Consider the following 21,004-nt stretch of genomic DNA (forward strand, 5'->3'; position numbering starts at 1 on the left):
CCTGTTTTCTCCCCTTTGCTATTAATAAAAGTTATATTTTCTCTGAATTATCTCAACAAAAACTTATCTTCTCAATCGGCTTGAATAATCAATTATCTTTCTCCTGCTGCCCCCTTACTTTTTCAGCAAGCCCTAATTAGGGTTTGCTGAATAAATCTAAAAACCTTGTTGGGTAAGACTTTTAGACTTTTTGTCAATCAAAAAGTACCATATCTGGGAGTGATCGGGGGTAAAATTCCTGGACTTTTTCCCTGAAAATTAGGTAATTGACCCCCTCAAAATCGGTAAAACCCTACACCCCACACCCCACGAAAAACTTTTTCAGCAGCCCGTAATTAATAGACTGCTTGCAGAAGTCTGGCAAGGGGAAGATGATAATTTTTTCTTAAACCTTTCCCCTTTTGCCTACAATGAAAGAGAGCTACTGTTTAGGCTTAATTCTTCTGATTCTATCTGCTCTGCCAGTTGACGCAGTAGATCAAAAATGCTAGTTAGGGTTTCCTCTGGTAATTTAGCCATATTCAATTATTTCTATGATCTGGCTCGTGCGAGGTAATCCTGTTTAATTTAGTTTGCGATCGAGTTGAGGATCAGTCAAGAGAGAAGGCAAAGGCGAATCCGACACACTGCGCCACAATCCCTCACGGAAAAAAAATAGTTCGTCTGAGAAGCAGTAAAACAGGGGAAAACACCTGAGAATCCTTGCTCTGTGAATCGCTAAGCTAGGGAGAGGAATGTAAAGATTTATTAAATTGTAGCTTTTGACACAGTTGTTTTTTGGGGATGTGTATCCTTCTGTTGTCTGCCTTTGACGTTGGGTGGGGGTGTTGCTTGACCTAGCTGCGAGGTGAGCGATCGCCTAACATTTTGGGAAATTTACCAAATTCTTTGAACGGGGTAAAGGTCAAATATCTCATCAATGCTCAGAATAGGCATAATTTCGGTTATTGATTGGGATATTAAAAGTCGATCAAAGGGGTCTTTATGATAGTGGATAAGGGTTGCTAGTGTCCAGATATGAGCTAGATCAATAGAAAGTATTTCTAGATTATTAATGGTTATTTGATTTTTAATTAATTCCTGTAAAGATGGGTTAAGTTGTAATTTTCCCAGTTGCAGTTTTATTTGCATTTCCCAGACACTAGCAACGATTAAAAACAAGCGATTATTTCGATCAAATAACAAATCTTGCCCGGTTAGTGATAGTTTTTATGAGTTAATTGACCACCAAATAAAGCTATGGGTATCTAATAAAAGTTGCATGGGTTAAGTTGGCGGCAAGAGTTCATCGGTTAGGGGTTCGTTAAAGTCATCGCTGATCCAGCCTTGACCTTGATATAATCCTGCAATTCTACCTGTTTGGGTTATTTGGGTTTGATGGTGTTGATTGACTATAGATTCCAAAAAATCGAGAATTTCTTGTTGTTGTTGGACAGGTAATGTCTGAAGGGTTTGCAATAAAGGAGAATTGGTATCTAGGTCAGCATCGTTCATAACGATTTGATTTGAGGATTTTGGGGGGATACCTCAAGGATAGCATGGGTTTTCAGCGATGAGGGGACAAGTTATGGATAGTGCGGTCGCAACGCGCTCGCTACGCGAGATCGCACTACTGTTGACATAATTTTGTAACCATGACCAACTTACCCCTGTTACTCTAGCAATTACTCGTAAGGAAATTCGTTCGAGTAAGAGTTTACCAATTAATTGTTTGGTTTCGTCAGAGACAGTTTTATTAGTGGGATTGATCACAAACTGACGACCACATTCTTTACACTGACGTTTCGGCTTGCCATGATGTGTAGAACCATTTTTGATGGTATGATAAGAACCACATTTAGGACAACAAGATGTTGAAGTTTGTGAATCTTTTGTCAGAAGACAATGTTCTAAATCTTCATCGTAATTTAACCAAAGTTTAATTATCCAAGAGAAGATATTGATAAAAATAGCAATCATAAAAAGCAAATCTCCAACATTTATCAAGCAATTATTTTTATTAGTAAATATTCTACACGACTCAGTCCAGATAAGCAAGATGGCTTACCACTACTACCGAATCACTACCCCATCACAAACATGGCTAAAGAGGGAATAGCTGACTCTAGAGATTAATGACATCATCTGTTATGATAGGGTTAGTGATTACTATACAGCCAACGGAATCGCTTTAAGAACCGTAAACAATGCAATGAAAACTTTAAATCAGAATCCCTGGCAAGTAGAGGGAGGAGAAACCCTACCCCTACTTTACGAAATTGATCAACATCTTTGGTTAGAGGAAACAATAAAACTCCTCAAAGAAAATCGCTTAGATGAATTAGATATAATCCATTTAATTGAGGAATTAGAAAGCTTGAGTAAAAGAGATAAAAACCGAGTCAGTAGCTTACTTGAACAAGTGATCAGGCATTTATTACTTTTACACTATTGGACAACAGAAGCAGAAATAAATCGGAATCATTGGCGAGCAGAAATTATCAGTTTTCGCACGCAATCAAGAAAATATTTAACGACGAATTTACATAATTATTTAGCCGAGGAATTACCGATAATCTATCAGGATGCTTTAGATTATGTTCAACAAAAAACTGGTTTTTCTGGCGATTTTCCTCCAGAATGCCCTTACAGTTTAGAACAGTTATTAGATAAAAATTGGTTCAACTGTGAAGATTAGACATTAAAGATGATAGAATCATCAAGGAAAGCCGTTCTCAAACGATGGGTTTTTTAACCGAAATTTGCGATAATTAAGATGCGCTTAAATTATCAACTGGGCATCAATGCAGATTTTTAGTTCTTTTGTCTCATCTACGGCGACTTTTGCCGAATTATCCCTACAAGCAGCCAAGGCCCCTGTTGATACCCTCACTGGTTGGTCATTAGAGGATCGCGATCCGCAAGTGATCGAAAAATTTGTCCCCCTTCTGGATTGGTTTTATCACCATTATTTTCGCGTCGAAACCGATGGTTGGGAAAATATTCCCCCCTCAGGACAAGTATTATTCATCGGCTCCCATAACGGCGGTTTAGCGGCTCCCGATATGTTTATGATGATGTATGATTGGTTTCAACGCTTTGGCAGCGATCGCTTAGTCTATGGTTTGATGGATTCGCGAGTCTGGCGATTTTTTCCATCCCAAGCGCATCTAGTGGCCCAAATGGGAGCTATTCATGCTCATCCGAAAATGGCGATCGCTGCTTTGGATAGTGGCGCTAGTGTCCTAATTTATCCAGGAGGTGCTACGGATGTTTTCCGTCCCCACAGTTTAAGAAATAAAATTCATTTTGCCGGTAATCTAGCTTTTGTTAAACTAGCTTTACAGTACGAAGTGCCGATTATTCCCGCCATTTCCCACGGCGCTCACTCGACTCTGTTTGTCCTCGACGATATTTATCCTCAATTAAAAGAATTACATGAAAAGGGTATGCCTTGGCCTTTCGGTATTGACCCCGGGACCTGTCCCATCTATTTCGGTTTACCCTGGGGACTAGCTATCGGTCCCTTGCCGAATATTCCCTTACCCGTAGCGATACAGACGCGGGTTTGTCCCCCAATTATTTTTGAACGTTACGGCAAAAAAGCGGCCCGGGACCGCCGTTATGTACGCGAATGTTATGAGAAAGTCTGTTATTTGATGCAGCAACAACTCGATCAATTAGTGGCGGCCAATTCCCCCTGATACTATACAGGAAAGTGGGGACAGAGCGATCGCCATTGAGGATTGCTGCGGTCAGATTAACCCGCTTGTGAGATAATGAAGTGTTTTGAGCAAAGTTATCAGTACAAAGTTTTCTCTTGAGATTTGACGATTATTTGGGGAATGCAGAAAATTATGAAACTATTACCCGCAGAATGCCAGCATTTACAAGACAAAGTAGCCATAGTAACCGGGGCCTCGCGAGGGATCGGTAAAGCGATCGCCTTGGAATTAGCCAGCCAGGGTGCTACTGTAGTGGTGAACTATGCTAAATCTAGCAGCGCTGCCGATGCCGTTGTCGAAGAAATTACCGCAGCCGGGGGAAAGGCAATAGCTCTACAAGCAGATGTGGCTAAAAGCGAAGAAGTGGATAATTTAGTAGATAGTACCAAGCAAAAATTCGGTCATATTGATGTCTTAGTTAATAATGCCGGTATTGCCCGGGATACGCTAATGTTAAGAATGAAATTAGAAGACTGGCAAGCGGTCATCGATCTCAATTTAACCGGGGTTTTTCTCTGCACTCGCGCCGTCGGTAAATTGATGTTAAAACAGAAAAGCGGCCGCATAATTAACATCACTTCTGTATCCGGTTTGATGGGTAATCCGGGTCAATCTAATTACAGCGCCGCTAAAGCTGGTGTTATCGGTTTAACGAAAACTTTAGCCAAGGAATTTGCCAGTCGAGGCATCACTGTTAATGCCGTGGCCCCTGGCTTTATTGAAACTGATATGACTCATGACCTCAAAGCAGATGAAATTCTCAAATATATCCCCCTCTCCCGTTACGGAAAACCGGAAGAAGTCGCCGGCATGGTGCGTTTTTTAGCCGCAGATCCCGCCGCTATTTATATCACTGGTCAAGTCTTTAACGTCGATGGTGGTATGGTTATGGCTTAATTCAGTTATCAGTTATCAGTTATCAGTTATCAGTTATCAGTGATTAGTTATCAGTGATTAGTGATCAGATTAAAGTTTTAAGTTTTAAGTTTTAAGCTTTAAATGATATTATTCACCGCTCACTCTTCACTCTTCACTCTTCACTCTTCACTAATTACTGTTTACTGTTTACTGATTACTGTTCACTGATTACTGTTCACTGATTACTGTTTACTGATTACTGAAAATGACTTACTGTTTAGGAATTATCAATCGTTTTGGCATTGTTATGGGGGCGGATTCTCGCACGAATGCGGGAGTCGATTATATCTCGGCCTATCGGAAATTATTTGACTTTTCGGTATCGGGAGAAAGAGTAATTATGGTCTGTACATCGGGGAATTTATCGATTAGCCAAGGCGTGATTCACGAACTAAAAAGAGATCTGCACAATCAAGAGGATAAAAATCTCCATTCTCTGACTCATCTCTACGATATCGCCCACTATATCGGTGATAAAAGTCGTCAAGTACAAGCTAGGGAAAGAACTTGGCTAGAAAAAGATAATATTGATTTTAAATGTAAGTTTATTCTTGGGGGACAAATTAAAGGAGAAGAACCGCAATTATTCATGATTTATCCCCAGGGAAATCATATTCAAGCCACCAAAGAAACGCCCTTTTTACAGATAGGTGAAACTAAATACGGTAAACCGATTCTCGATCGCACCATTACCTATGATACACCCCTAGAGGAAATGGCAAAATGTGCCTTACTTTCCATCGATTCGACCATGAAATCGAATATTTCCGTCGGACCGCCTATCTATTTGAGTATGTATGAAGCTAATAGCCTAAGCCTACGTCATAAGTTACAATTGCGCCTAGGAGATCCCTACCTAGCCAAAATGCGGAAACTCTGGGAGGATTACGTCCGTCAAGCTTTCGAGGCTATGCCCAATGTGGAATGGCATTATACTGATGAAGATCCCAAAGAAGATATCATAATAGATTAAGTAACTCTTTGTGAATTAACTTTACAACTCGATGATCATTGTTACCTTGATGTTGGCAGGTAGTCTAGCTTGGTTTTTTAGTACCCTTGCTGGTGGGGGCAGCCCCCTGATTCTACTCCCCGTTTTAGGTTGGTTTCTCGATGCTGCCGTCATTCCTCCGGTTTTGACCACGGGGATGCTAATCGGTAATGTCCAACGCATGGGAATGTATTGGCGCGCCATTGACTGGCCCTCGACGGTGTGGTATTTACCCGGGGCAATTATGGGATCTACCCTCGGCGCTTTTGTGTTTGCCCATTTACAATTCAAATGGTTGCCGCTAGTTTTGGGAATTTTTCTGGTTTTATCCTCGCTTAAACAATTATTTCCCCAACAAGAAAATCCTTTTTTTGAGATTAAAACTTGGTATTTTATGCCCTCGGGATTTATCTACGCTTTCCTGTCAGGATTAGTCGGTAGTACCGGCCCGATGATGAACCTATTTTATATTAACTATGGGCTAGTTAAAGAACCAATGGTGGCAACGAAATCCGTTCACATGGTCGTAGTTCATGTGGCCAAATTAATCGCCTACGCAGCCTTTGGAGTTTTACATCTGCCTTTTCTTGGTTACGGTTTATTGTTAGGATTAGCAGCCTGGCCGGGCAATTGGTTAGGACAAAAAGTTTTAGAAAAAATGAGTCCCCAGCAATTTAAACAAGCAGTGATGTTATTCGTTTCGATGAGTGGCCTATTGATGATCTGGCGAGAACGCGGCATCGTCTTTTAAAATTTTGCTGACAAGGGGACAAATTTTGCTAGAATACTAAATAAAGGCAAATTGTACTAAAACAGTGTAATACGCCGATCACCGTTAGATTTGCTCCTTGATTAACCCCCTAGCTGAAAATGACAGAAATCGCCAATTTTACCCTCGAACAAGGTTTAGAACGCTACCAACAGGGAGAAAACGCTGCCAGTTTATTGCCCGAATTTAAAGAATTAAGCGATCGCAGTCCTAAAAATGCCGCCGTTTGGTCCTGTTTGGCTTGGTTATATATGCTCACCGATAAACCGGAATTAGCCCTAAAAGCCGCCCAAAAAGCCGTTAAACTTGATAAAGTTTCCCCCCAAAACCGGATCAATTTGGTTTTAGCTATGTTGGAAACCAAAACCGCCGGAGTTAGGGAACATATCGAACTGGTGCAACAATTAGTTAGTTTAAACAAAGAAGTTCGCCAAGAAGTGGATGAAAATATCGCCGATGGTTTAGCTAGAAAACCCGATTGGAAAAGTTTAGAACGCGTCAAAGTTTGGTTAAATGAATAAGAATATGGAATTATCAAAACAGTTATTACTAGGCTTAAAAGCCAATGATTTTCGGCATCCCATCGACCTAGAGGCGACTAACTCCCTTAAACAATTGCCTGGGTTAGATATAGCCGTAAGAAGTTTATTAGGTTCCGTTGCTGAGGAATTCTTTTACTTAAATAATATTGCTGCTAGTGTTTTGGTGGGAGAAAAACAATTACCCGACCTGCATAATCTCCTCCTAGAAGCTTGCCGAGTTCTCGACTTAGAACCACCTCAATTATACATTCAACAAAACCCCGTTCCTAACGCTTATACCTTCGCCATGCGCGGCAAAAAACCGTTTATGGTGATGCACACTTCCCTAATTGAAATGCTGACTCCCGCAGAAATTCAAGCGGTAATCGCCCACGAATTAGGTCATCTCAAATGTGAACACGGCGTTTATCTGACTTTAGCCAATATTATGGTCCTAGCGGCGGGATTGCTGCCCAATTGGGGGACAATGTTAGCACGATCCCTACAGGAGAGAATGTTAGCATGGGTGCGCTGCGCCGAGTTTAGTTGCGATCGATCCGCTTTATTGGCAGTTCAAGACCCAAAAATCGTCATGTCGGTGTTAATGAAGTTAGCCGGAGGTTCCCCCAGTCTCGCACCTTTATTAAATTTAGAGGCTTTTATCGATCAGGCCAAGTCCTACGATGCCGTCAGCGCCTCGGAAATGGGCGAAATGTTAAAGGGTTTGCAAACCCAACAGTTAACCCATCCCCTCCCCGTCCTGCGTGCGCGAGAAATCGATCGTTGGGCCAGTTCCCCCGATTATCACAATTTGTTAAAGGGGCCAAAAATGGGTTATAATGATAAAACTAATGCCAAGGGCGAATGGCGAAATTGGTAGACGCACCACACTCAAAATGTGGCGAGGCAGCCCCTCATGTCGGTTCGAGTCCGACTCCGCCCATTAAAATGACAAAAACCAAGCATAAGAATTTATGGTGCGTTACCGCAATTCTAACCTAGTGTCAGCATTCTTCCCTCGCTTTTAGCGATGGCATGAATGATGATCAGTATATAGACAATTCCCGAAAGCTGTGTTGTAATATCGGCATCCTGATTTGGAGAATAATCGATGTCAGAATACTCAAAACCTTTCGACAACATAAAAAAGACTAAACTGTTTAAGGATAATCAAGCTGGGGCAAGAGTAGGGCTGGCTGGTGGAGCTTGAGCAGCTATAGCCTTAGCAGGAATGTTACCATTTACAGCCCCTGTCTTAACTTTTTGCGGGCTTGGCGGGATGCTGGCTGGAATGATGACAGAACGCAGTATAAAAAAGGAGTTGACAAAATTACTGGTAAAAATAAATAATCCCATCAGACAAAATAAATAAAATTTTGGGATAATTAGGGATGAAATTACAGTTGTGATCCTGGCATTTCTGGCGAGAACACTTGATGTTATTGGTTTGATTTGCTGTTAAATCTTTACTCCTGACAACGTACATTTTAAAAGGGCTTCTTCTTGATTATTAATATTAATTTTGCTTAAAAATATTTGCTCTTTTTGTGTGGGCTTCCAAACAAATAGTCCCGTTTCTAAATTGGTCTGAAAAAAAGCATTGGCAAGAGATGTAATCACTAAATCAAAATCTGTTTCAATATATTGATCTTTGTGAATATTGAGGCTTGTTGAAGGTATTCCTATCAATTTAGACCTTTGTTCTGCCGCTTTGTCTCCTAAGGTTCTTGATCTCATACATTTGACTTCAATAAAAGGTCTGATACATCCCTGAAGACGGAAACTACCTTTTTTGGCTAACTTACATTCAGCAGAGTATTTCTTGGCGTTTTTTTGATTGATAATAGCTACGTCTGTTGTGAAAAGCTGATAACAATCAATCATATAGTCATTGCCAAAAAGCTCGAACCATTAAAAATTTGATTTCCCCAAAACTTTGCGCTTTAAAGCTAGAACACGAGGACGCGCACCTTGACTAGAAAATCCTAACCCTTCACGGAATATTTCGGGCATATAATAACGAACTGCATCTTCTTTATCCTTGTCCTCATAAATTACTCCCATTTGCTCAAGAACATTGACTTGAGTGCCATCCAGATTAAACTGTTCTAGAGAAAAAGGAATTTTTCTATCACTATATTTATGTAAACTTTCTTCTACCCAGCTTTTAAATATAGGATATTCTTCCTCAGACTCTCTAACTTTTTCTCGACTACAGGGTTCAAGCGCTCGTCGAATCGCTTGGGGAGGTAACAGTCTAGTATTCGACCATTTAGAAAATTGTATTTCTTCTTTTTTTTCTACAGTAATATTAGCAGCATGGTACAAAAATCTCACAATATCCCTCGCTTGCAGTCTTCCATTAAAATCGGTTAAAGCTGCAAAAATCCAATTGTCTGACTTAGCTTCCCTTGCATTATCTGCTCCTAATTTTTTGCCCCAAAGTAATTCTAATTTTTCTTTTAAATCTTCAATTGAACAGCCGACTAAATCCTGAGAGTTAGCATTAATAACCGATGATTGTATGCAGAGCCAATAGGAAAGTTTAAGAAACGATTCTAGATTCCAAGATAGATCATAATTACGATATAAGTTTTCAAATTGTTGCGAGTTTTGTGTGATTGTATATCTCAAGAAATCTCGACGCAGAAAGACAATCAATCCGAGATTAGATTGCCGAATTTCTGATAATTTATTCGGTAAATTATCGATCAAGGCTTTCAAGGCTTTTCGTTCACGGTTATCATTGGCAACATTAGGAAAAGCATCTTCTAATCCATCAAATAAAAATATAATCTTCGAGTTTTTTTGTTGAAGGTATTCATGCAGTTTATGTAATTGACAATTTTCAGGATTATAACCTAAAACTCTCGAAATTTCTTTGATCCAAAAATTTGTCCAATCAACCTCATTCCAATCCTGATTTGATAGCGACTGCGTAATTCTGTCTTTTAAATCCGATGAGAAAAATTGATAATCATTATTAAGAAAATTATTAACATTTTGCCGTGCTTGCTCAAGAATATTTTTGGCCTGATCATTTAAATTTTGTGATTGCAGTAAAGGAAATATTAAACCGAGATTTTCTAGGGAATTTTCTTGATTTTGAGGATCAACTTTATTTAAAAAATTTTCCCAAGACTGTAGGCGAGATAGCTGAATATAATTAAAGGTTTTTCCCGCACCTTTAGCACCAATTGAGATAACATTAGGTAGTTTATCTTGAAAATTACGAGCGAGATTTTTCAATGGCTCGGTAATGAGCAAATCTTCCCCTTGTCCCTTTTCTGCATAAATATATTTATTGCAAGTATCCCTGAGTTTTTTCACATCATCTAAGGAGTTATCTGAAGGTGTGGCTGATGCAATGCTATTATTAGATAATTTATCTTCTGCCCATTGTCTTGCCAGTTCCATCAAGGAAGTTGAACTTAATTTGTTTTGAGCTTCTTCCCAATTGTTAACATATAGTAACTCTTGGGCGAAATCAGTTTCTTTAATATCCAGTCTAGCAATATATAAAATCTCATTTTTGGGTTGAACATAAGCCGACTGTAATTGCTCTAAAATATTCTCAAATGCTGATAAATTTCTAACTTCTGGAGTTAAAAAACTAATAATTATCGAAGGATCATAATAATTACCATCCTTTACTTTTAAATCACTGGGAGCTAGTAAGCCAATTTTTTCTAAAACCATCCTGACACCTCGCCAAGATTGCTCATTAACTGTTGTTACTAAAAATCTTTGGATTCTAGAGTCAAATAAAATTGGGCTAGAAATTTCACTTAATCCTGCTCTTAAATCAATAAATATATAATCTACTGCTAATTTTTGCCCTAATTGATAAATTGCATCCCCTACTTCCCACGCACCCGATGGATTTCTAGCTAAATTCTCTGGAAGTATAGGAGTATCTAAGAGTTCTTCTTCTTCAATAAAAGCGGGGAGAAAATATAAAGTTGATTTATTTTGCTGTTTGGCAGTTTTCTTAATTTCTTGAGTTACCCAAGAGATTGCCACCTCTAGAGATGGATTAGGATATTGATAAACTTCCAAAAAATTGCTCAAAGATACGGTTGCCTGTTGATTTTCATACCTTTGCCAATAGGTTAACCCCGGTGCCTCTAAATCTGAGTCAATAACTAAAATTTTAATTGGTTTATTTATCTCTTTTGCTCTTGCTAAGAGAGCAAGAATATAAGCGGCTAAATGTAGGGTTCTTCCCACACCACCTTTAAAAGAATAAAAAGCAATAATTTCTGGCTTATCTTGATAAGCATTGGGTAAAAAATTATCCGATTGCTCTGAATCTGTATTTTCTTTTAAATAAGCGACTTCCTGCCAAAAAGGTCGAATCGATGGAGAAAAATAAGAACTATTATCTATTAAAATAAATTCTACAGGAATAGAAGCATTATCAATATCTAGCTGAATAATTTGTTCTGATTCTTGATACCAATCTCCGAACCATTCTTTTAATATTGAGTTAGCTTTTGGTTGATCATCTTGATTTTGAATACCAATCTCTAAAGCACTACTAAAACAACTAATTTTAACAATACCATCAGGTAAGTCATTTCCGTTAGCGGTTTCGCGAGCAATTTTTCTTTTAATATCAAACCAAGTTAGTAATGTCCGTCTTCTCATAGTCCCTGCAACTCCTGTTCAATCCAACGTAATATATCTAACAATTTTTTTTCTAATTCACCATCCTTGATATTTTCACAGCATCCCCCATATCGCCACATTTGATTAATTTCACCGGAAGAAAGCTCTCTCTCTTGATTATTTTTTAAAGGTTTCATACTTAATTGTGAGGGAAGTTTTAGTTTTTCTCCCGCAGCTAGTTTGTCTAGTAACTTATTTATATCATGCCGCACTTCAAGTAATTCTCGACAAGAATCGGTGCAATCTTTACTTTGTCTTTTCAGTAAAACCGCTTTGAGACCACATTCAACCGAGTAAAATAGCAATAAACGATGAGCGTTAGTTCTGGTTTCGACCTTTGCCGCTCGTTGATTTTCTCTCCATGCTTTTTGTAGTTCTCTGTCTGTAAAAGGAATCACCCAGTCAACCCTTTGCACGATAGGGTTAGATCCTAGCACAAAAAAACCCGCTGGCGCGGGCTTTTTCCACAAAACCAAAGTTTTAATTAACCTAACAACGCTTTTGCCTTCGCTACCACGTTATCCACGGTAAAACCGAACTTCTCTGACATTCCTAGATAAAATATCGTAATTTTGTTAAAATAATCTCAAAGAAAAGCCTCTAAAATCAAAGGTAATGTCCAAAATCGCTAAAAAACTTAGTAATTCTCCTTTTCGTTATCCTGGCGGTAAATTTTATGCCCGTAAGCTAATCTTAGCTTGTCTTCCTAGTCACCATAAGTATTGTGAACCCTTTGCGGGGGGAGCATCTATATTCTTTGCTAAGGAAAGTGTAGCAGAGAATATTCTCAATGACAAAGATGAGGAATTAATGAACTGTTATCGACATATCAAAGATCATCTTGATAGTCTAATTGAATTATTAAAAGATCTAAACGCTACCAAAGAATTACACAATTATTATAAAAATGAATTTCAACCAGACAATGACCTAGAAAGAGCCATGCGTTGGTATTATCTAAATAGAACTTCCTACTCAGGAATTATGAAACTTGAAAATTGTTATTGGGGCTATGGTGATAAGTATTCTATGCGTCCTGAAAACTGGCCTTCTCACCTAAAAACCACTTCGGAAAAACTGCAAAATGTCAATTTATCTTGTTTAGATTTTGAAGATTTAATCAATCAATTACCCGATGATTACTTTTTATTTGTCGATCCTCCTTACTTTCAAGCAGATCAAAATAAATTCTATTCCTGCTTCTTCAGTCTAGAAGATCATGAAAGGTTATGTAAGACGTTGAAAAAACATCAACATCGATTTAAATTTCTTTTGACTTATGATAATTGCTCCGAAATTAGAGAAATGTATGATTGGTGTATTTCTTTACAAGATAATGAATGGAATTACACTATTAATCGAACTGATGATCAAAAAAATGGTTTAAAATTAGAACATGGTTATCAGAGTGAAAGACGCAAGGGCAAGGAGGTATTTATTGCTAATTATGATCTTCAGAAACCTGCAAGATTTACACCTCTACAATTAAGTTTATTCGATGTATCTTGATTCCTAATTTTAATCAAGTAAATCCTCTATTTTTTCTATCGGTAGCCATGGTTGTAGAGGTTCAGCCGTATTAACATCAAAGAAAATTTTGGGATAATTAGGGATGAAATTACAGTTGTTATCGTGGCATTTCTGGCGAGAACAATTGATATTATTGGTTTGATTTGCTGTTAAATCTTTACTTCTGGCAACGTACATTTTTAAAAGGGCTTCTTCTTGATTATTAATATTAATTTTGCTTAAAAATATTTGCTCTTTTGGTGTGGGCTTCCAAACAAATAGTCCCGTTTCTAAATTGGTCTGAAAAAAAGCATTGGCAAGAGATGTAATCACTAAATCAAAATCTGTTTCAATATATTGATCTTTGTGAATATTTAGGCTTGTTGAAGGTATTCCTATCAATTTAGACCTTTGTTCTGCTGCTTTGTCTCCTAAGGTTCTTGATCTCATACATTTGACTTCAATAAAAGGTCTGATACCTCCCTGAAGACGGAAACTACCTTTTTTGGCTAACTTACATTCAGCAGAGTATTTTTTGGCGTTTTTTTGATTGATAATAGCTACATCTATATCGTGAGAACCAGCTTGAGGATTTAAGCGAGGATTAGTAACTAAATAATTATTTGCGAGTATTTTTGACAGTTCATCTTGTACAGTGAACTCAAAAAACTTGCCACGAATCATAGGAATAACTTTTGGATCATTGAGAACTTCTGTAATATATTTGATATTCAAACTATAACTCTTACAAAAACTTTCTATTTTTTCAAACCATTCCCATTCAAGCTCGTTATCATGCAAAAACTGCTCAAGCAATTTAATCAAATCTTCTGACATCATCAGTATTTACATCGGAATTTATAGACATAGTGTTAAAAAGCTCCGAAAGACTTATGTTTAATGCTCTACATAAAGAAATCAAGCATAGTAAAGAAGGATTCCTTTTACCACGTTCAAGAAGACTGATGTAAGTTCTATCCAAATTGGCCGCTTCGGCCAACCTTTCTTGGGATAAACCCTTTTGAATGCGAGCATTATGTAAACATCTGCCAAATTGAGCTAAATTGTCCTTTGCCATGCTTCGATTAAACTGCCTGACGTGACCCCTAGTCCACTGACTGACAGTCACAATAGAAAAACAAAAAAATGAGCCAGATTTTTCTGACTCATTACAGCTAAGATTTCAGGTAATTAACCTAACAACGCTTTTGCCTTCGCTACCACGTTATCCACGGTAAAACCGAACTTCTCTAGAATCACACCTCCTGGAGCAGAAGCGCCGAAGGTATCAACCCCCAACACATCCCCCTCATCGGTGATGTAGCGATGCCAACCCATAGTTGAACCCGCTTCCACCGCGAGACGTTTTTTCACTGCTTTCGGCAATACCGATTCTTTGTATTCTGCCGATTGTTCCTCGAATAGCTCCCAACAGGGCATAGAAACGACGCGAGCTTTAATTCCTGCTTCTTTCAACACCGCAGCCGCTTTATCGCAGAGATACAACTCGCCCCCCGTACCGATGAGAATGACATCGGGAGTACCTTCACAATCGGTGATAATATAAGCACCTTTAGCCACACCCGCAAGGGAAGTTCCCGCTAAATTGGGCAGATTTTGACGGGATAATGCTAGTAACGTCGGGCGCTTAGTTTCGCTCACCGCTACTTTATAAGCACCGGAAGTTTCCGTACCATCTCCCGGACGCATGACTAACAGGTTAGGAATAGCGCGCAGAGAAGCAACGTGTTCCACGGGTTGGTGAGTCGGTCCATCTTCCCCTAAGGCAATGGAATCGTGAGTCATTACCCAGATGACGCGGGTTTCTGACAATGCCGATAAACGGATAGAATTCCGCATATAGTCGGTGAAAATCAGGAAAGTCGCCCCGTAGGGAATCAATCCCGTGTTATGGAGAGCAATCCCGTTACAAATCGCCCCCATCGCGTGTTCCCGCACACCAAAATGGACGTTACGCTCCTGATAACTGCCTTTTTGGAAATTACCAAAATGCTCTAATTCGGTGTAGTTAGAGTGGGTTAAATCCGCTGAACCGCCGATTAAACCGGGTAAAACCCCCGCAAGCGCATTTAAGCAGATTTCCGAGTGTTTACGACTAGCGAGCGCCTTATCTTCGGGTTTATAAACCGGTAAAGCTTGCTCCCAACCTTCCGGCAGTTGACCGGTGGTTAACTGCTCAAATAAAGCCGCTTCTGCGGGATATTTAGCCTGATATTCGTTAAATAACTTATTCCAGTCCGTTTCTGCCGTCGCTCCCTTGTCCACTGCTTGCCGGAAACGATTTAACACCTCATCGGGAACCACAAACGGCTCGTATTCCCAACCTAAGGCTTTCCGGGTTAACTCGATTTCTGTTGCTCCCAAAGCTGCCCCGTGAACATCGGCGGTATTAGACTTATTGGGGGAACCATAACCGATGGTGGTGGTGATTTTAATCATCGAGGGTTTATCGGTGACAGCTTTGGCAGCCGCGATCGCATTAGCAATGGCATCTAAATCGGTGTTACCATTCTCGACGTGCTGAACGTGCCAACCGTAGGCTTCAAAACGCTTGCTCACGTCTTCGGTAAAAGCGATATCGGTGGAACCATCGATCGAGATATGGTTATCATCATAGAGAGCGATTAACTTGCCTAAACCCCAGTGACCGGCTAAAGAACAAGCTTCCCCGGAAATTCCCTCCATATTGCAACCATCACCCAAAATGACATAGGTGTAATGGTCGATAATTTTGGCATCCGGTTTATTGAAACGGGCCGCTAAATGGGCCTCTGCTAGGGCCAAACCCACACCATTGGCAATCCCTTGACCCAGAGGACCGGTGGTCACTTCCACCCCTTCCGTGACGAAATTTTCGGGGTGGCCGGGGGTTTTCGATTTCCACTGCCGGAATTGTTTAATTTCCTCTAGGGGAACGCTATCGTATCCGGTCAGGTACATCAAAGCGTACTGCAGCATACAACCGTGACCGGCGGAGAGAACAAAACGATCGCGATTGACCCATTGGGGGTTTTTCGGGTTAAAACGCAGGAATTGATCCCAGAGAACAAAGGCCATGGGAGCGGCTCCCATGGGCAGTCCGGGGTGTCCCGATTTAGCTTTTTCTACGGCATCCACCGCTAAAAAACGTACCGCATTAATACAAAGTTCTTCGAGGGATTGGGAGACTACAACCATAATGTTTTTTAGAATGAACTACAAAAATAAGACCAGGTTAAAGAGGGAGCCACTCACAGATTACTCTTTCAGGGGCATCGACTCAAGCATATTTTCTAAAAGCTAAGGTGACGTTATGGCCGCCAAATCCAAAGGAGTTGGAGAGGGCAGCGTTAACTATCTGCTGACGACTTTCGTAGGGGACGTAATCAAGATCACAATCGGGGTCAGGATTGTCCAGGTTGAGCGTCGGGGGAATCCGGTCATTAGCGATCGCCATGACCGTGGCCACGGCTTCAATGCCGCCAGAACCGCCTAAAAGGTGGCCTGTCATCGATTTGGTGGAACTGACGGGGATTTGGTAGGCCGATTCTCCTAAAGCTTTTTTAATCGCCTTGGTTTCCGTGGGATCATTGGCCCCTGTACTGGTGCCGTGGGCGTTGATATAGCTAATTTCCGCCGGAGTCAAACCGGCATCTTTGATCGCTAATTCGATCGCTCTGGTGGCCCCACGACCGTCGGGAACCGGTGCCGTCATGTGATAGGCATCGCAAGTCAGACCATAACCGATCATTTCGGCGTAAATCCGCGCCCCACGAGCTAAGGCCGTTTCTAATTCCTCTATAATCAAGATTCCTGCCCCTTCCCCCATGACAAAACCATCCCGATCCTTGTCAAAGGGACGACTGGCCCGGGTGGGGTCATCGTTGCGGGTGGACAGGGCCTTAGCGGAGGCAAAACCAGCCAATCCTAGGGGGGTAACGGCGGCTTCCGTCCCACCGCAGATCATCGCTTTGGCCGAACCCCTTTGTACTAGACGAAAAGCATCCCCGATGGCATTGGAACCAGCAGCACAAGCGGTCACGGTACAGTTACTCGGTCCCTTGGCTCCCGTATGGATAGCGGTTAAACCGGCGGCCATATTGGCAATCATCATCGGGATCATGAAAGGACTACACCGGCCCGGACCTTTTGTCAAGTAAATTTCCTGTTGATCCTCCAGCACTTTTATACCACCTACGCCCGTACCGATTAGTACACCTATATCATCGGCATTGAGAGCGTCGATAACTAATCGCGAATCTTGCAGCGCTTGCAAACTAGCGGCGACGGCAAATTGAGCGAAACGGTCCATACGCTTTGCCTCTTTGCGATCCACATATTCGTGGGGGTCAAAACCCCGCACTTCCCCAGCAATGCGACAAGCGTGACGGGAGGCATCAAAGTGGGTAATTAAACCAATGCCACTTTTGCCGTTGATTAAGCCTGTCCAATAGTCTGCTAGATTATTGCCGAGGGGAGTGATCGCACCCATCCCCGTGATGACAACCCTTTTTAATGGCAATTCTGTCATGTTTGTTCAAAAATAAGGGCAGATTTTGCCCCAGATATTTAATCCTAAATTGTCAATTCTCCCGCAATAATTAGGCGGTTGCTTCTACTTTACCGCTAATATAATCGGCAGCTTTGCCCACAGTGTCAATTTGTTCGGCTGCTTCGTCGGGAATTTCAATATCAAATTCTTCCTCTAAAGCCATCACTAACTCGACCACATCAAGGGAATCCGCTTTCAGATCATTAGCAAAGCTTGCTTCAGGGATAACTGTATCTGGATCCTCTACTTCTAATTGTTCCACAACAACTTTTTTAACTCGATCGAAAATGTCTGCTTTACTCATGGATGTCAATTTTTATCCGCTGGTTTACCAGACTCTAGCCTCTAGGGTCTGGGGAAATGGGGCGGTGTTACCATTTCCAGCAATAAATTTCGGTTAGCTTTTTCACTGACCATTTTTCATCTTACTGGAAGTTGTTCCCCTCTTGATGAAGTTTTTTTGCGATCATCAGGGAAATTGGGGTGTAGGGTGTGGGGTGTAGGGTGTGGGGTAGTGGGGTGTGGGGTGTAGGGTGTGGGGAGAATAAATAAAAATAATCTCCTGTCTCCTGACTACTGACTACTGACTCCTGCCTCCTGAATAAAAAGCAAAAATATAACGGATAACTCTGAAATTAAGATAATAATCATGGCTGACCATTACCCAAATTTTAGAATTTCCGTTTTTTTGGTTTTCTTGACTACTATTCGGCGGTAGCCAATCCAGTTTCGGTGCTGCCGGTGCTGCGACGACGGGTGAGAGTATTAAAGAGCATAATTCCGATCGCTTTGATTAGATTACCTTCCAACTCTTGGAACATTTTCATGTTCATGCCAAAAGCGGCGTTAGCTTCGGTGACAATGCGATCGGCCATGGCTTGATCCACCGGTAACTCGTCGAGGGTTTGACGATAGTGGTTTTTATAGGCTTTTTCGTCGGTAATATCTTTGAAATCATAGAAAGCTGTGCCACCAGTTTCCAGATTCATCGCTTTTTCGGCGATTTTTTTCAAGATTTGCCCCCCGGACAGATCGCCGAGATAACGGGTATAGGAATGAGCGACTAATAATTCGGGTTCTGTTGTGGCGATTTCCCGAATCCGGTCAACGTAGGCCTGACCTGCGGGAGATAAAGCGATCTCGTTGCGCCAATTTGGACCATAATAAAAATATAAATCCTGTTCTAGCGCATTTTTGCGATTGAGTTCAGGAAAACAGATTTTAGAAACGACGGGATGACTACGAAGTTTTTCCATCTCCTCTTCCATGGCCGAATAGACGAAGTAGAGGTTAGCCACCAGTTTGCGATAGGAAGTTTTTTCCACCACACCTTTGAGAAAACACTTGACAAAACCGACGTTTTCTGCCATGGTGTGAGATTTTTTCGTGCCTTCTCGCAGTTGAGTTGATAAATTAACGCTCATATTATGATCACCTGTTGGGATGAGTAGAATGGATCGGGTTCGTTACAGATGCTTACTAAAACCGCCTATTTTGGTAGATTAAACTGAATCGATCGCTAATTTTATTAAGAATTTTTACAGTGCCGCCGGGGGAGCTTAGGGGGAAAAGTTAGCTCTAGCAGGACTTAACCGTCGGTTGAAACTGGTATTGAGCCAGATGGCGAAATTGTAAAGATTAGTGAAAAACTGCTGCCTAGGTCATCTTGGGGAGAGAGAGGCTAGGACATAGCACTAATATCGATTATCGAGCAACATTCTTCACACTTCTTATTAATTCTTAACATTCAGGAGACTTAGATCAGCAAAATTTCACAAATTAAAACCGAATTTAGCAATCATGCTTATAATCAGTACAGGATTCTTTATGTTGTGCTAAACTCAAGCCCTTGAGAGACAAAGCCATAGTTGCGATGTCAGCGAGAACACATTTAGCAACCCCCTACCCAAACCCTTAGTCATAACACTCTGGTAATGCCCCGAATACTTGTAATCGATGATGATCCTGCGATCGCGGAATTAGTCTCCATCAACTTGGAGATGGCGGGTTATGACGTTAACCCCGCAGAGGACGGGATTAAAGGCCAAGCCTTGGCCGTCCAGTTACAACCCGATTTAATCATGCTGGATTTAATGTTGCCCAAAGTCGATGGTTTTACTGTCTGTCAGCGTTTGCGACGAGATGAACGCACGTCAGACATCCCGATTTTGATGCTGACAGCCTTAGGACAAACCCAAGATAAAGTGGAAGGTTTTAACGCGGGTGCCGATGATTACCTGACCAAACCTTTCGAGGTGGAGGAAATGTTAGCTAGGGTACGCGCTCTCCTGAGACGCACCGATCGCATTCCCCAAGCCGCTAAACACTCAGAAATACTCAGTTTTGGGCCTTTAACCCTGGTTCCCGAACGTTTTGAGGCGGTCTGGTTTGAAGGTGTGGTCAAGTTAACCCATCTAGAATTCGAGTTACTCCACTGTCTTCTCCAGCGTCACGGTCAGACCGTTTCCCCCAGTGATATTCTCAAGGAAGTCTGGGGATACGATCCCGATGATGATATCGAGACTATTCGCGTTCACATTCGCCATCTGAGAACGAAACTAGAACCCGATCCCCGCCACCCTCGCTATATTAAAACCGTTTACGGTGCGGGTTATTGTCTGGAGTTACCCACCAATGAACAGGTGGTGCTTGATTCATCGGCGGCAACAGTTTAAACGGGGAGCGATTGTCTAAATAGGCAATAGGGACTATTGTTTCCTCGCTCCTCCTCCTCTTCAGATTGAGAAGGTTGACCGGCGGTTAGGTTTTGATGGCTATGGCTGCGGCCTCTTTTTGACCCTGACGATAACAAGGGGAAAACACCCCTAGCAAGTCAGGACAATGGCGGGAGTAATTACTGGTTGAATTTAGTATCAGCAGAAGTCTCTCGCTTTTAGCCATGGGACGGCGCTTTTAAACGGGAGAATTACTTCGCCTTAGGGTTGCCCTCATGAATGCTGAATATATGGGGTTTGCTGAAAAAGTCGCTCAAAGAATTATGCTATTGAGTGCCAATAAGTAGGGAGACGCAATTATTTGTAGGATAGGTTAGCGGTAGCGTAACCCATGCAGGCCGAGTGCCGATTACAATAACGATAGACTCCTATTATCTCTTTTAGCCAATTGTGGGGAGAAGGCGAGGGGAAAACTCGCCTATTTTCAGGGTTTATTGACCTTCCCGACCGATTTGACGCTCGATAGTTTCGATAGCGGCATTTAATCCCGCTAGACGGGTTTCGAGGTCGTCGCGCATCCATTTGAGGAATGTTAATTTACGCTCTTGACATTCTTGGCGGGAAGTGCTGCCACAAGTGTTGAAGAAAAAGGGAAACATAGATCTAAGGGGTCTGCTATAACTCTACGTCTCCT

General features: G+C 41.3%; 22 protein-coding genes and 1 tRNA gene. 10 read left to right on the forward strand and 13 right to left on the reverse strand.

Features of this window, described 5'->3' with window-relative positions; all coding sequences use genetic code 11:
* Positions 1–876: 876 nt before the first annotated feature.
* The 3 genes from O9323_RS15210 to O9323_RS22915 form a co-directional block, all read right to left on the reverse strand.
* Complete coding sequence (locus O9323_RS15210) at positions 877–1,185, reverse strand: type II toxin-antitoxin system VapC family toxin (protein ID WP_002734782.1); 309 nt, start codon at positions 1,183–1,185, stop codon at positions 877–879.
* Between the two features lie 81 nt (positions 1,186–1,266).
* Positions 1,267–1,494 (reverse strand): DUF2281 domain-containing protein, encoded by a 228-nt coding sequence (locus O9323_RS15215; protein WP_002731731.1) that lies wholly within the window; start codon positions 1,492–1,494, stop codon positions 1,267–1,269.
* A 33-nt stretch (positions 1,495–1,527) separates the two neighbouring features.
* Complete coding sequence (locus tag O9323_RS22915; protein ID WP_502846429.1) at positions 1,528–1,959, reverse strand: IS1/IS1595 family N-terminal zinc-binding domain-containing protein; 432 nt, start codon at positions 1,957–1,959, stop codon at positions 1,528–1,530.
* Positions 1,960–2,191: 232 nt separating this feature from the next.
* On the opposite strand from O9323_RS22915, the gene O9323_RS15225 reads away from it, so the two are divergent.
* From O9323_RS15225 to O9323_RS15260, 8 genes are all read left to right on the forward strand, one after another.
* Positions 2,192–2,677, forward strand: coding sequence for a DUF29 domain-containing protein (locus O9323_RS15225; protein ID WP_149106937.1), 486 nt, complete (start codon positions 2,192–2,194; stop codon positions 2,675–2,677).
* Positions 2,678–2,783: 106 nt separating this feature from the next.
* Entirely contained in the window at positions 2,784–3,683 is a 900-nt protein-coding gene (locus O9323_RS15230) for a lysophospholipid acyltransferase family protein (RefSeq protein ID WP_002754510.1), read from the forward strand.
* Between the two features lie 141 nt (positions 3,684–3,824).
* Positions 3,825–4,601, forward strand: a complete 777-nt coding sequence (gene fabG / locus O9323_RS15235; protein ID WP_002775997.1) for a 3-oxoacyl-[acyl-carrier-protein] reductase — start codon at positions 3,825–3,827, stop codon at positions 4,599–4,601.
* A 226-nt stretch (positions 4,602–4,827) separates the two neighbouring features.
* Complete coding sequence (locus tag O9323_RS15240) at positions 4,828–5,595, forward strand: proteasome-type protease (RefSeq protein ID WP_002754509.1); 768 nt, start codon at positions 4,828–4,830, stop codon at positions 5,593–5,595.
* 31 nt (positions 5,596–5,626) lie between these two features.
* Positions 5,627–6,364: a sulfite exporter TauE/SafE family protein gene (locus O9323_RS15245; protein ID WP_002735178.1), complete on the forward strand. Its 738-nt coding sequence runs from the start codon at positions 5,627–5,629 to the stop codon at positions 6,362–6,364.
* 119 nt (positions 6,365–6,483) lie between these two features.
* A complete protein-coding gene (locus O9323_RS15250; protein WP_002736380.1) occupies positions 6,484–6,903 on the forward strand; it encodes a tetratricopeptide repeat protein in 420 nt (139 codons plus the stop codon).
* Positions 6,896–7,783: a M48 family metallopeptidase gene (locus O9323_RS15255; protein WP_002754507.1), complete on the forward strand. Its 888-nt coding sequence runs from the start codon at positions 6,896–6,898 to the stop codon at positions 7,781–7,783. Before O9323_RS15250 ends, O9323_RS15255 begins: the two co-directional genes overlap by 8 nt.
* Positions 7,762–7,846, forward strand: a tRNA-Leu gene (locus tag O9323_RS15260). Before O9323_RS15255 ends, O9323_RS15260 begins: the two co-directional genes overlap by 22 nt.
* Positions 7,847–8,361: 515 nt before the next feature.
* Here the strand turns inward: O9323_RS15260 and O9323_RS15265 are convergent.
* The 3 genes from O9323_RS15265 to O9323_RS15275 are packed head-to-tail and all read right to left on the reverse strand — an operon-like array spanning position 8,362 to position 12,011.
* Positions 8,362–8,787 (reverse strand): hypothetical protein, encoded by a 426-nt coding sequence (locus O9323_RS15265; protein ID WP_002754505.1) that lies wholly within the window; start codon positions 8,785–8,787, stop codon positions 8,362–8,364.
* 27 nt (positions 8,788–8,814) lie between these two features.
* Positions 8,815–11,553 carry a KGGVGR-motif variant AAA ATPase gene (locus O9323_RS15270; RefSeq protein ID WP_002736152.1) on the reverse strand — a complete coding sequence of 913 codons (2,739 nt, stop codon included), beginning with the start codon at positions 11,551–11,553 and terminating at the stop codon, positions 8,815–8,817.
* On the reverse strand, positions 11,550–12,011 hold the full coding sequence (locus tag O9323_RS15275; protein WP_238560423.1) for a hypothetical protein: 462 nt from the start codon (positions 12,009–12,011) through the stop codon (positions 11,550–11,552). The genes O9323_RS15270 and O9323_RS15275 overlap by 4 nt, the downstream gene beginning before the upstream one ends.
* A gap of 178 nt (positions 12,012–12,189) precedes the next feature.
* On the opposite strand from O9323_RS15275, the gene O9323_RS15280 reads away from it, so the two are divergent.
* Positions 12,190–13,083, forward strand: coding sequence for a DNA adenine methylase (locus tag O9323_RS15280; RefSeq protein WP_002754499.1), 894 nt, complete (start codon positions 12,190–12,192; stop codon positions 13,081–13,083).
* A 9-nt stretch (positions 13,084–13,092) separates the two neighbouring features.
* On the opposite strand, the gene O9323_RS15285 is transcribed toward O9323_RS15280, so the two are convergent.
* The 6 genes from O9323_RS15285 to O9323_RS15310 form a co-directional block, all read right to left on the reverse strand.
* Entirely contained in the window at positions 13,093–13,923 is an 831-nt protein-coding gene (locus tag O9323_RS15285) for a hypothetical protein (protein ID WP_002754497.1), read from the reverse strand.
* Positions 13,901–14,161 carry a helix-turn-helix domain-containing protein gene (locus O9323_RS15290; protein ID WP_036386251.1) on the reverse strand — a complete coding sequence of 87 codons (261 nt, stop codon included), beginning with the start codon at positions 14,159–14,161 and terminating at the stop codon, positions 13,901–13,903. Before O9323_RS15290 ends, O9323_RS15285 begins: the two co-directional genes overlap by 23 nt.
* Positions 14,162–14,274: 113 nt before the next feature.
* Positions 14,275–16,281 (reverse strand): transketolase, encoded by a 2,007-nt coding sequence (tkt, locus tag O9323_RS15295; protein WP_288125379.1) that lies wholly within the window; start codon positions 16,279–16,281, stop codon positions 14,275–14,277.
* 82 nt (positions 16,282–16,363) lie between these two features.
* The gene (gene fabF / locus O9323_RS15300) at positions 16,364–17,614 is read right to left on the reverse strand and encodes a beta-ketoacyl-ACP synthase II (protein WP_002754493.1); all 1,251 of its coding nucleotides are present in this window, start codon (positions 17,612–17,614) and stop codon (positions 16,364–16,366) included.
* Between the two features lie 70 nt (positions 17,615–17,684).
* Positions 17,685–17,939: an acyl carrier protein gene (acpP, locus tag O9323_RS15305; RefSeq protein WP_288125380.1), complete on the reverse strand. Its 255-nt coding sequence runs from the start codon at positions 17,937–17,939 to the stop codon at positions 17,685–17,687.
* 400 nt (positions 17,940–18,339) lie between these two features.
* Positions 18,340–19,059 (reverse strand): biliverdin-producing heme oxygenase, encoded by a 720-nt coding sequence (locus O9323_RS15310; RefSeq protein WP_002737675.1) that lies wholly within the window; start codon positions 19,057–19,059, stop codon positions 18,340–18,342.
* Between the two features lie 510 nt (positions 19,060–19,569).
* Here O9323_RS15310 and rpaA point away from each other — a divergent pair.
* Positions 19,570–20,310: a two component system response regulator RpaA gene (gene rpaA, locus O9323_RS15315; protein WP_002736267.1), complete on the forward strand. Its 741-nt coding sequence runs from the start codon at positions 19,570–19,572 to the stop codon at positions 20,308–20,310.
* 491 nt (positions 20,311–20,801) lie between these two features.
* On the opposite strand, the gene O9323_RS15320 is transcribed toward rpaA, so the two are convergent.
* Positions 20,802–20,969 carry a hypothetical protein gene (locus tag O9323_RS15320; RefSeq protein WP_002736451.1) on the reverse strand — a complete coding sequence of 56 codons (168 nt, stop codon included), beginning with the start codon at positions 20,967–20,969 and terminating at the stop codon, positions 20,802–20,804.
* Positions 20,970–21,004: the final 35 nt, after the last annotated feature.

Origin of the sequence: Microcystis sp. LE19-131.1A, from assembly GCF_027532015.1 — a bacterium.
Taxonomy (GTDB): Bacteria; Cyanobacteriota; Cyanobacteriia; order Cyanobacteriales; family Microcystaceae; genus Microcystis; species Microcystis ichthyoblabe_A.

What these genes read in the sequence shown, in the direction of transcription:
- O9323_RS15255 (WP_002754507.1), top strand. Translation starts at nt 6,896, where the DNA reads ATGAATAAGAATATGGAATTATCAAAACAGTTATTACTAGGCTTAAAA.
- O9323_RS15250 (WP_002736380.1), top strand. Translation starts at nt 6,484, where the DNA reads ATGACAGAAATCGCCAATTTTACCCTCGAACAAGGTTTAGAACGCTAC.
- fabF (WP_002754493.1), bottom strand. Translation starts at nt 17,614, where the DNA reads ATGACAGAATTGCCATTAAAAAGGGTTGTCATCACGGGGATGGGTGCG.
- fabG (WP_002775997.1), top strand. Translation starts at nt 3,825, where the DNA reads ATGCAGAAAATTATGAAACTATTACCCGCAGAATGCCAGCATTTACAA.
- O9323_RS15310 (WP_002737675.1), bottom strand. Translation starts at nt 19,059, where the DNA reads ATGAGCGTTAATTTATCAACTCAACTGCGAGAAGGCACGAAAAAATCT.
- O9323_RS15320 (WP_002736451.1), bottom strand. Translation starts at nt 20,969, where the DNA reads ATGTTTCCCTTTTTCTTCAACACTTGTGGCAGCACTTCCCGCCAAGAA.
- tkt (WP_288125379.1), bottom strand. Translation starts at nt 16,281, where the DNA reads ATGGTTGTAGTCTCCCAATCCCTCGAAGAACTTTGTATTAATGCGGTA.
- O9323_RS15240 (WP_002754509.1), top strand. Translation starts at nt 4,828, where the DNA reads ATGACTTACTGTTTAGGAATTATCAATCGTTTTGGCATTGTTATGGGG.
- rpaA (WP_002736267.1), top strand. Translation starts at nt 19,570, where the DNA reads ATGCCCCGAATACTTGTAATCGATGATGATCCTGCGATCGCGGAATTA.
- O9323_RS22915 (WP_502846429.1), bottom strand. Translation starts at nt 1,959, where the DNA reads ATGATTGCTATTTTTATCAATATCTTCTCTTGGATAATTAAACTTTGG.
- O9323_RS15245 (WP_002735178.1), top strand. Translation starts at nt 5,627, where the DNA reads ATGATCATTGTTACCTTGATGTTGGCAGGTAGTCTAGCTTGGTTTTTT.
- O9323_RS15280 (WP_002754499.1), top strand. Translation starts at nt 12,190, where the DNA reads ATGTCCAAAATCGCTAAAAAACTTAGTAATTCTCCTTTTCGTTATCCT.
- O9323_RS15285 (WP_002754497.1), bottom strand. Translation starts at nt 13,923, where the DNA reads ATGATGTCAGAAGATTTGATTAAATTGCTTGAGCAGTTTTTGCATGAT.
- O9323_RS15270 (WP_002736152.1), bottom strand. Translation starts at nt 11,553, where the DNA reads ATGAGAAGACGGACATTACTAACTTGGTTTGATATTAAAAGAAAAATT.
- O9323_RS15225 (WP_149106937.1), top strand. Translation starts at nt 2,192, where the DNA reads ATGAAAACTTTAAATCAGAATCCCTGGCAAGTAGAGGGAGGAGAAACC.
- acpP (WP_288125380.1), bottom strand. Translation starts at nt 17,939, where the DNA reads ATGAGTAAAGCAGACATTTTCGATCGAGTTAAAAAAGTTGTTGTGGAA.
- O9323_RS15230 (WP_002754510.1), top strand. Translation starts at nt 2,784, where the DNA reads ATGCAGATTTTTAGTTCTTTTGTCTCATCTACGGCGACTTTTGCCGAA.
- O9323_RS15265 (WP_002754505.1), bottom strand. Translation starts at nt 8,787, where the DNA reads ATGATTGATTGTTATCAGCTTTTCACAACAGACGTAGCTATTATCAAT.
- O9323_RS15290 (WP_036386251.1), bottom strand. Translation starts at nt 14,161, where the DNA reads ATGGCAAAGGACAATTTAGCTCAATTTGGCAGATGTTTACATAATGCT.
- O9323_RS15215 (WP_002731731.1), bottom strand. Translation starts at nt 1,494, where the DNA reads ATGAACGATGCTGACCTAGATACCAATTCTCCTTTATTGCAAACCCTT.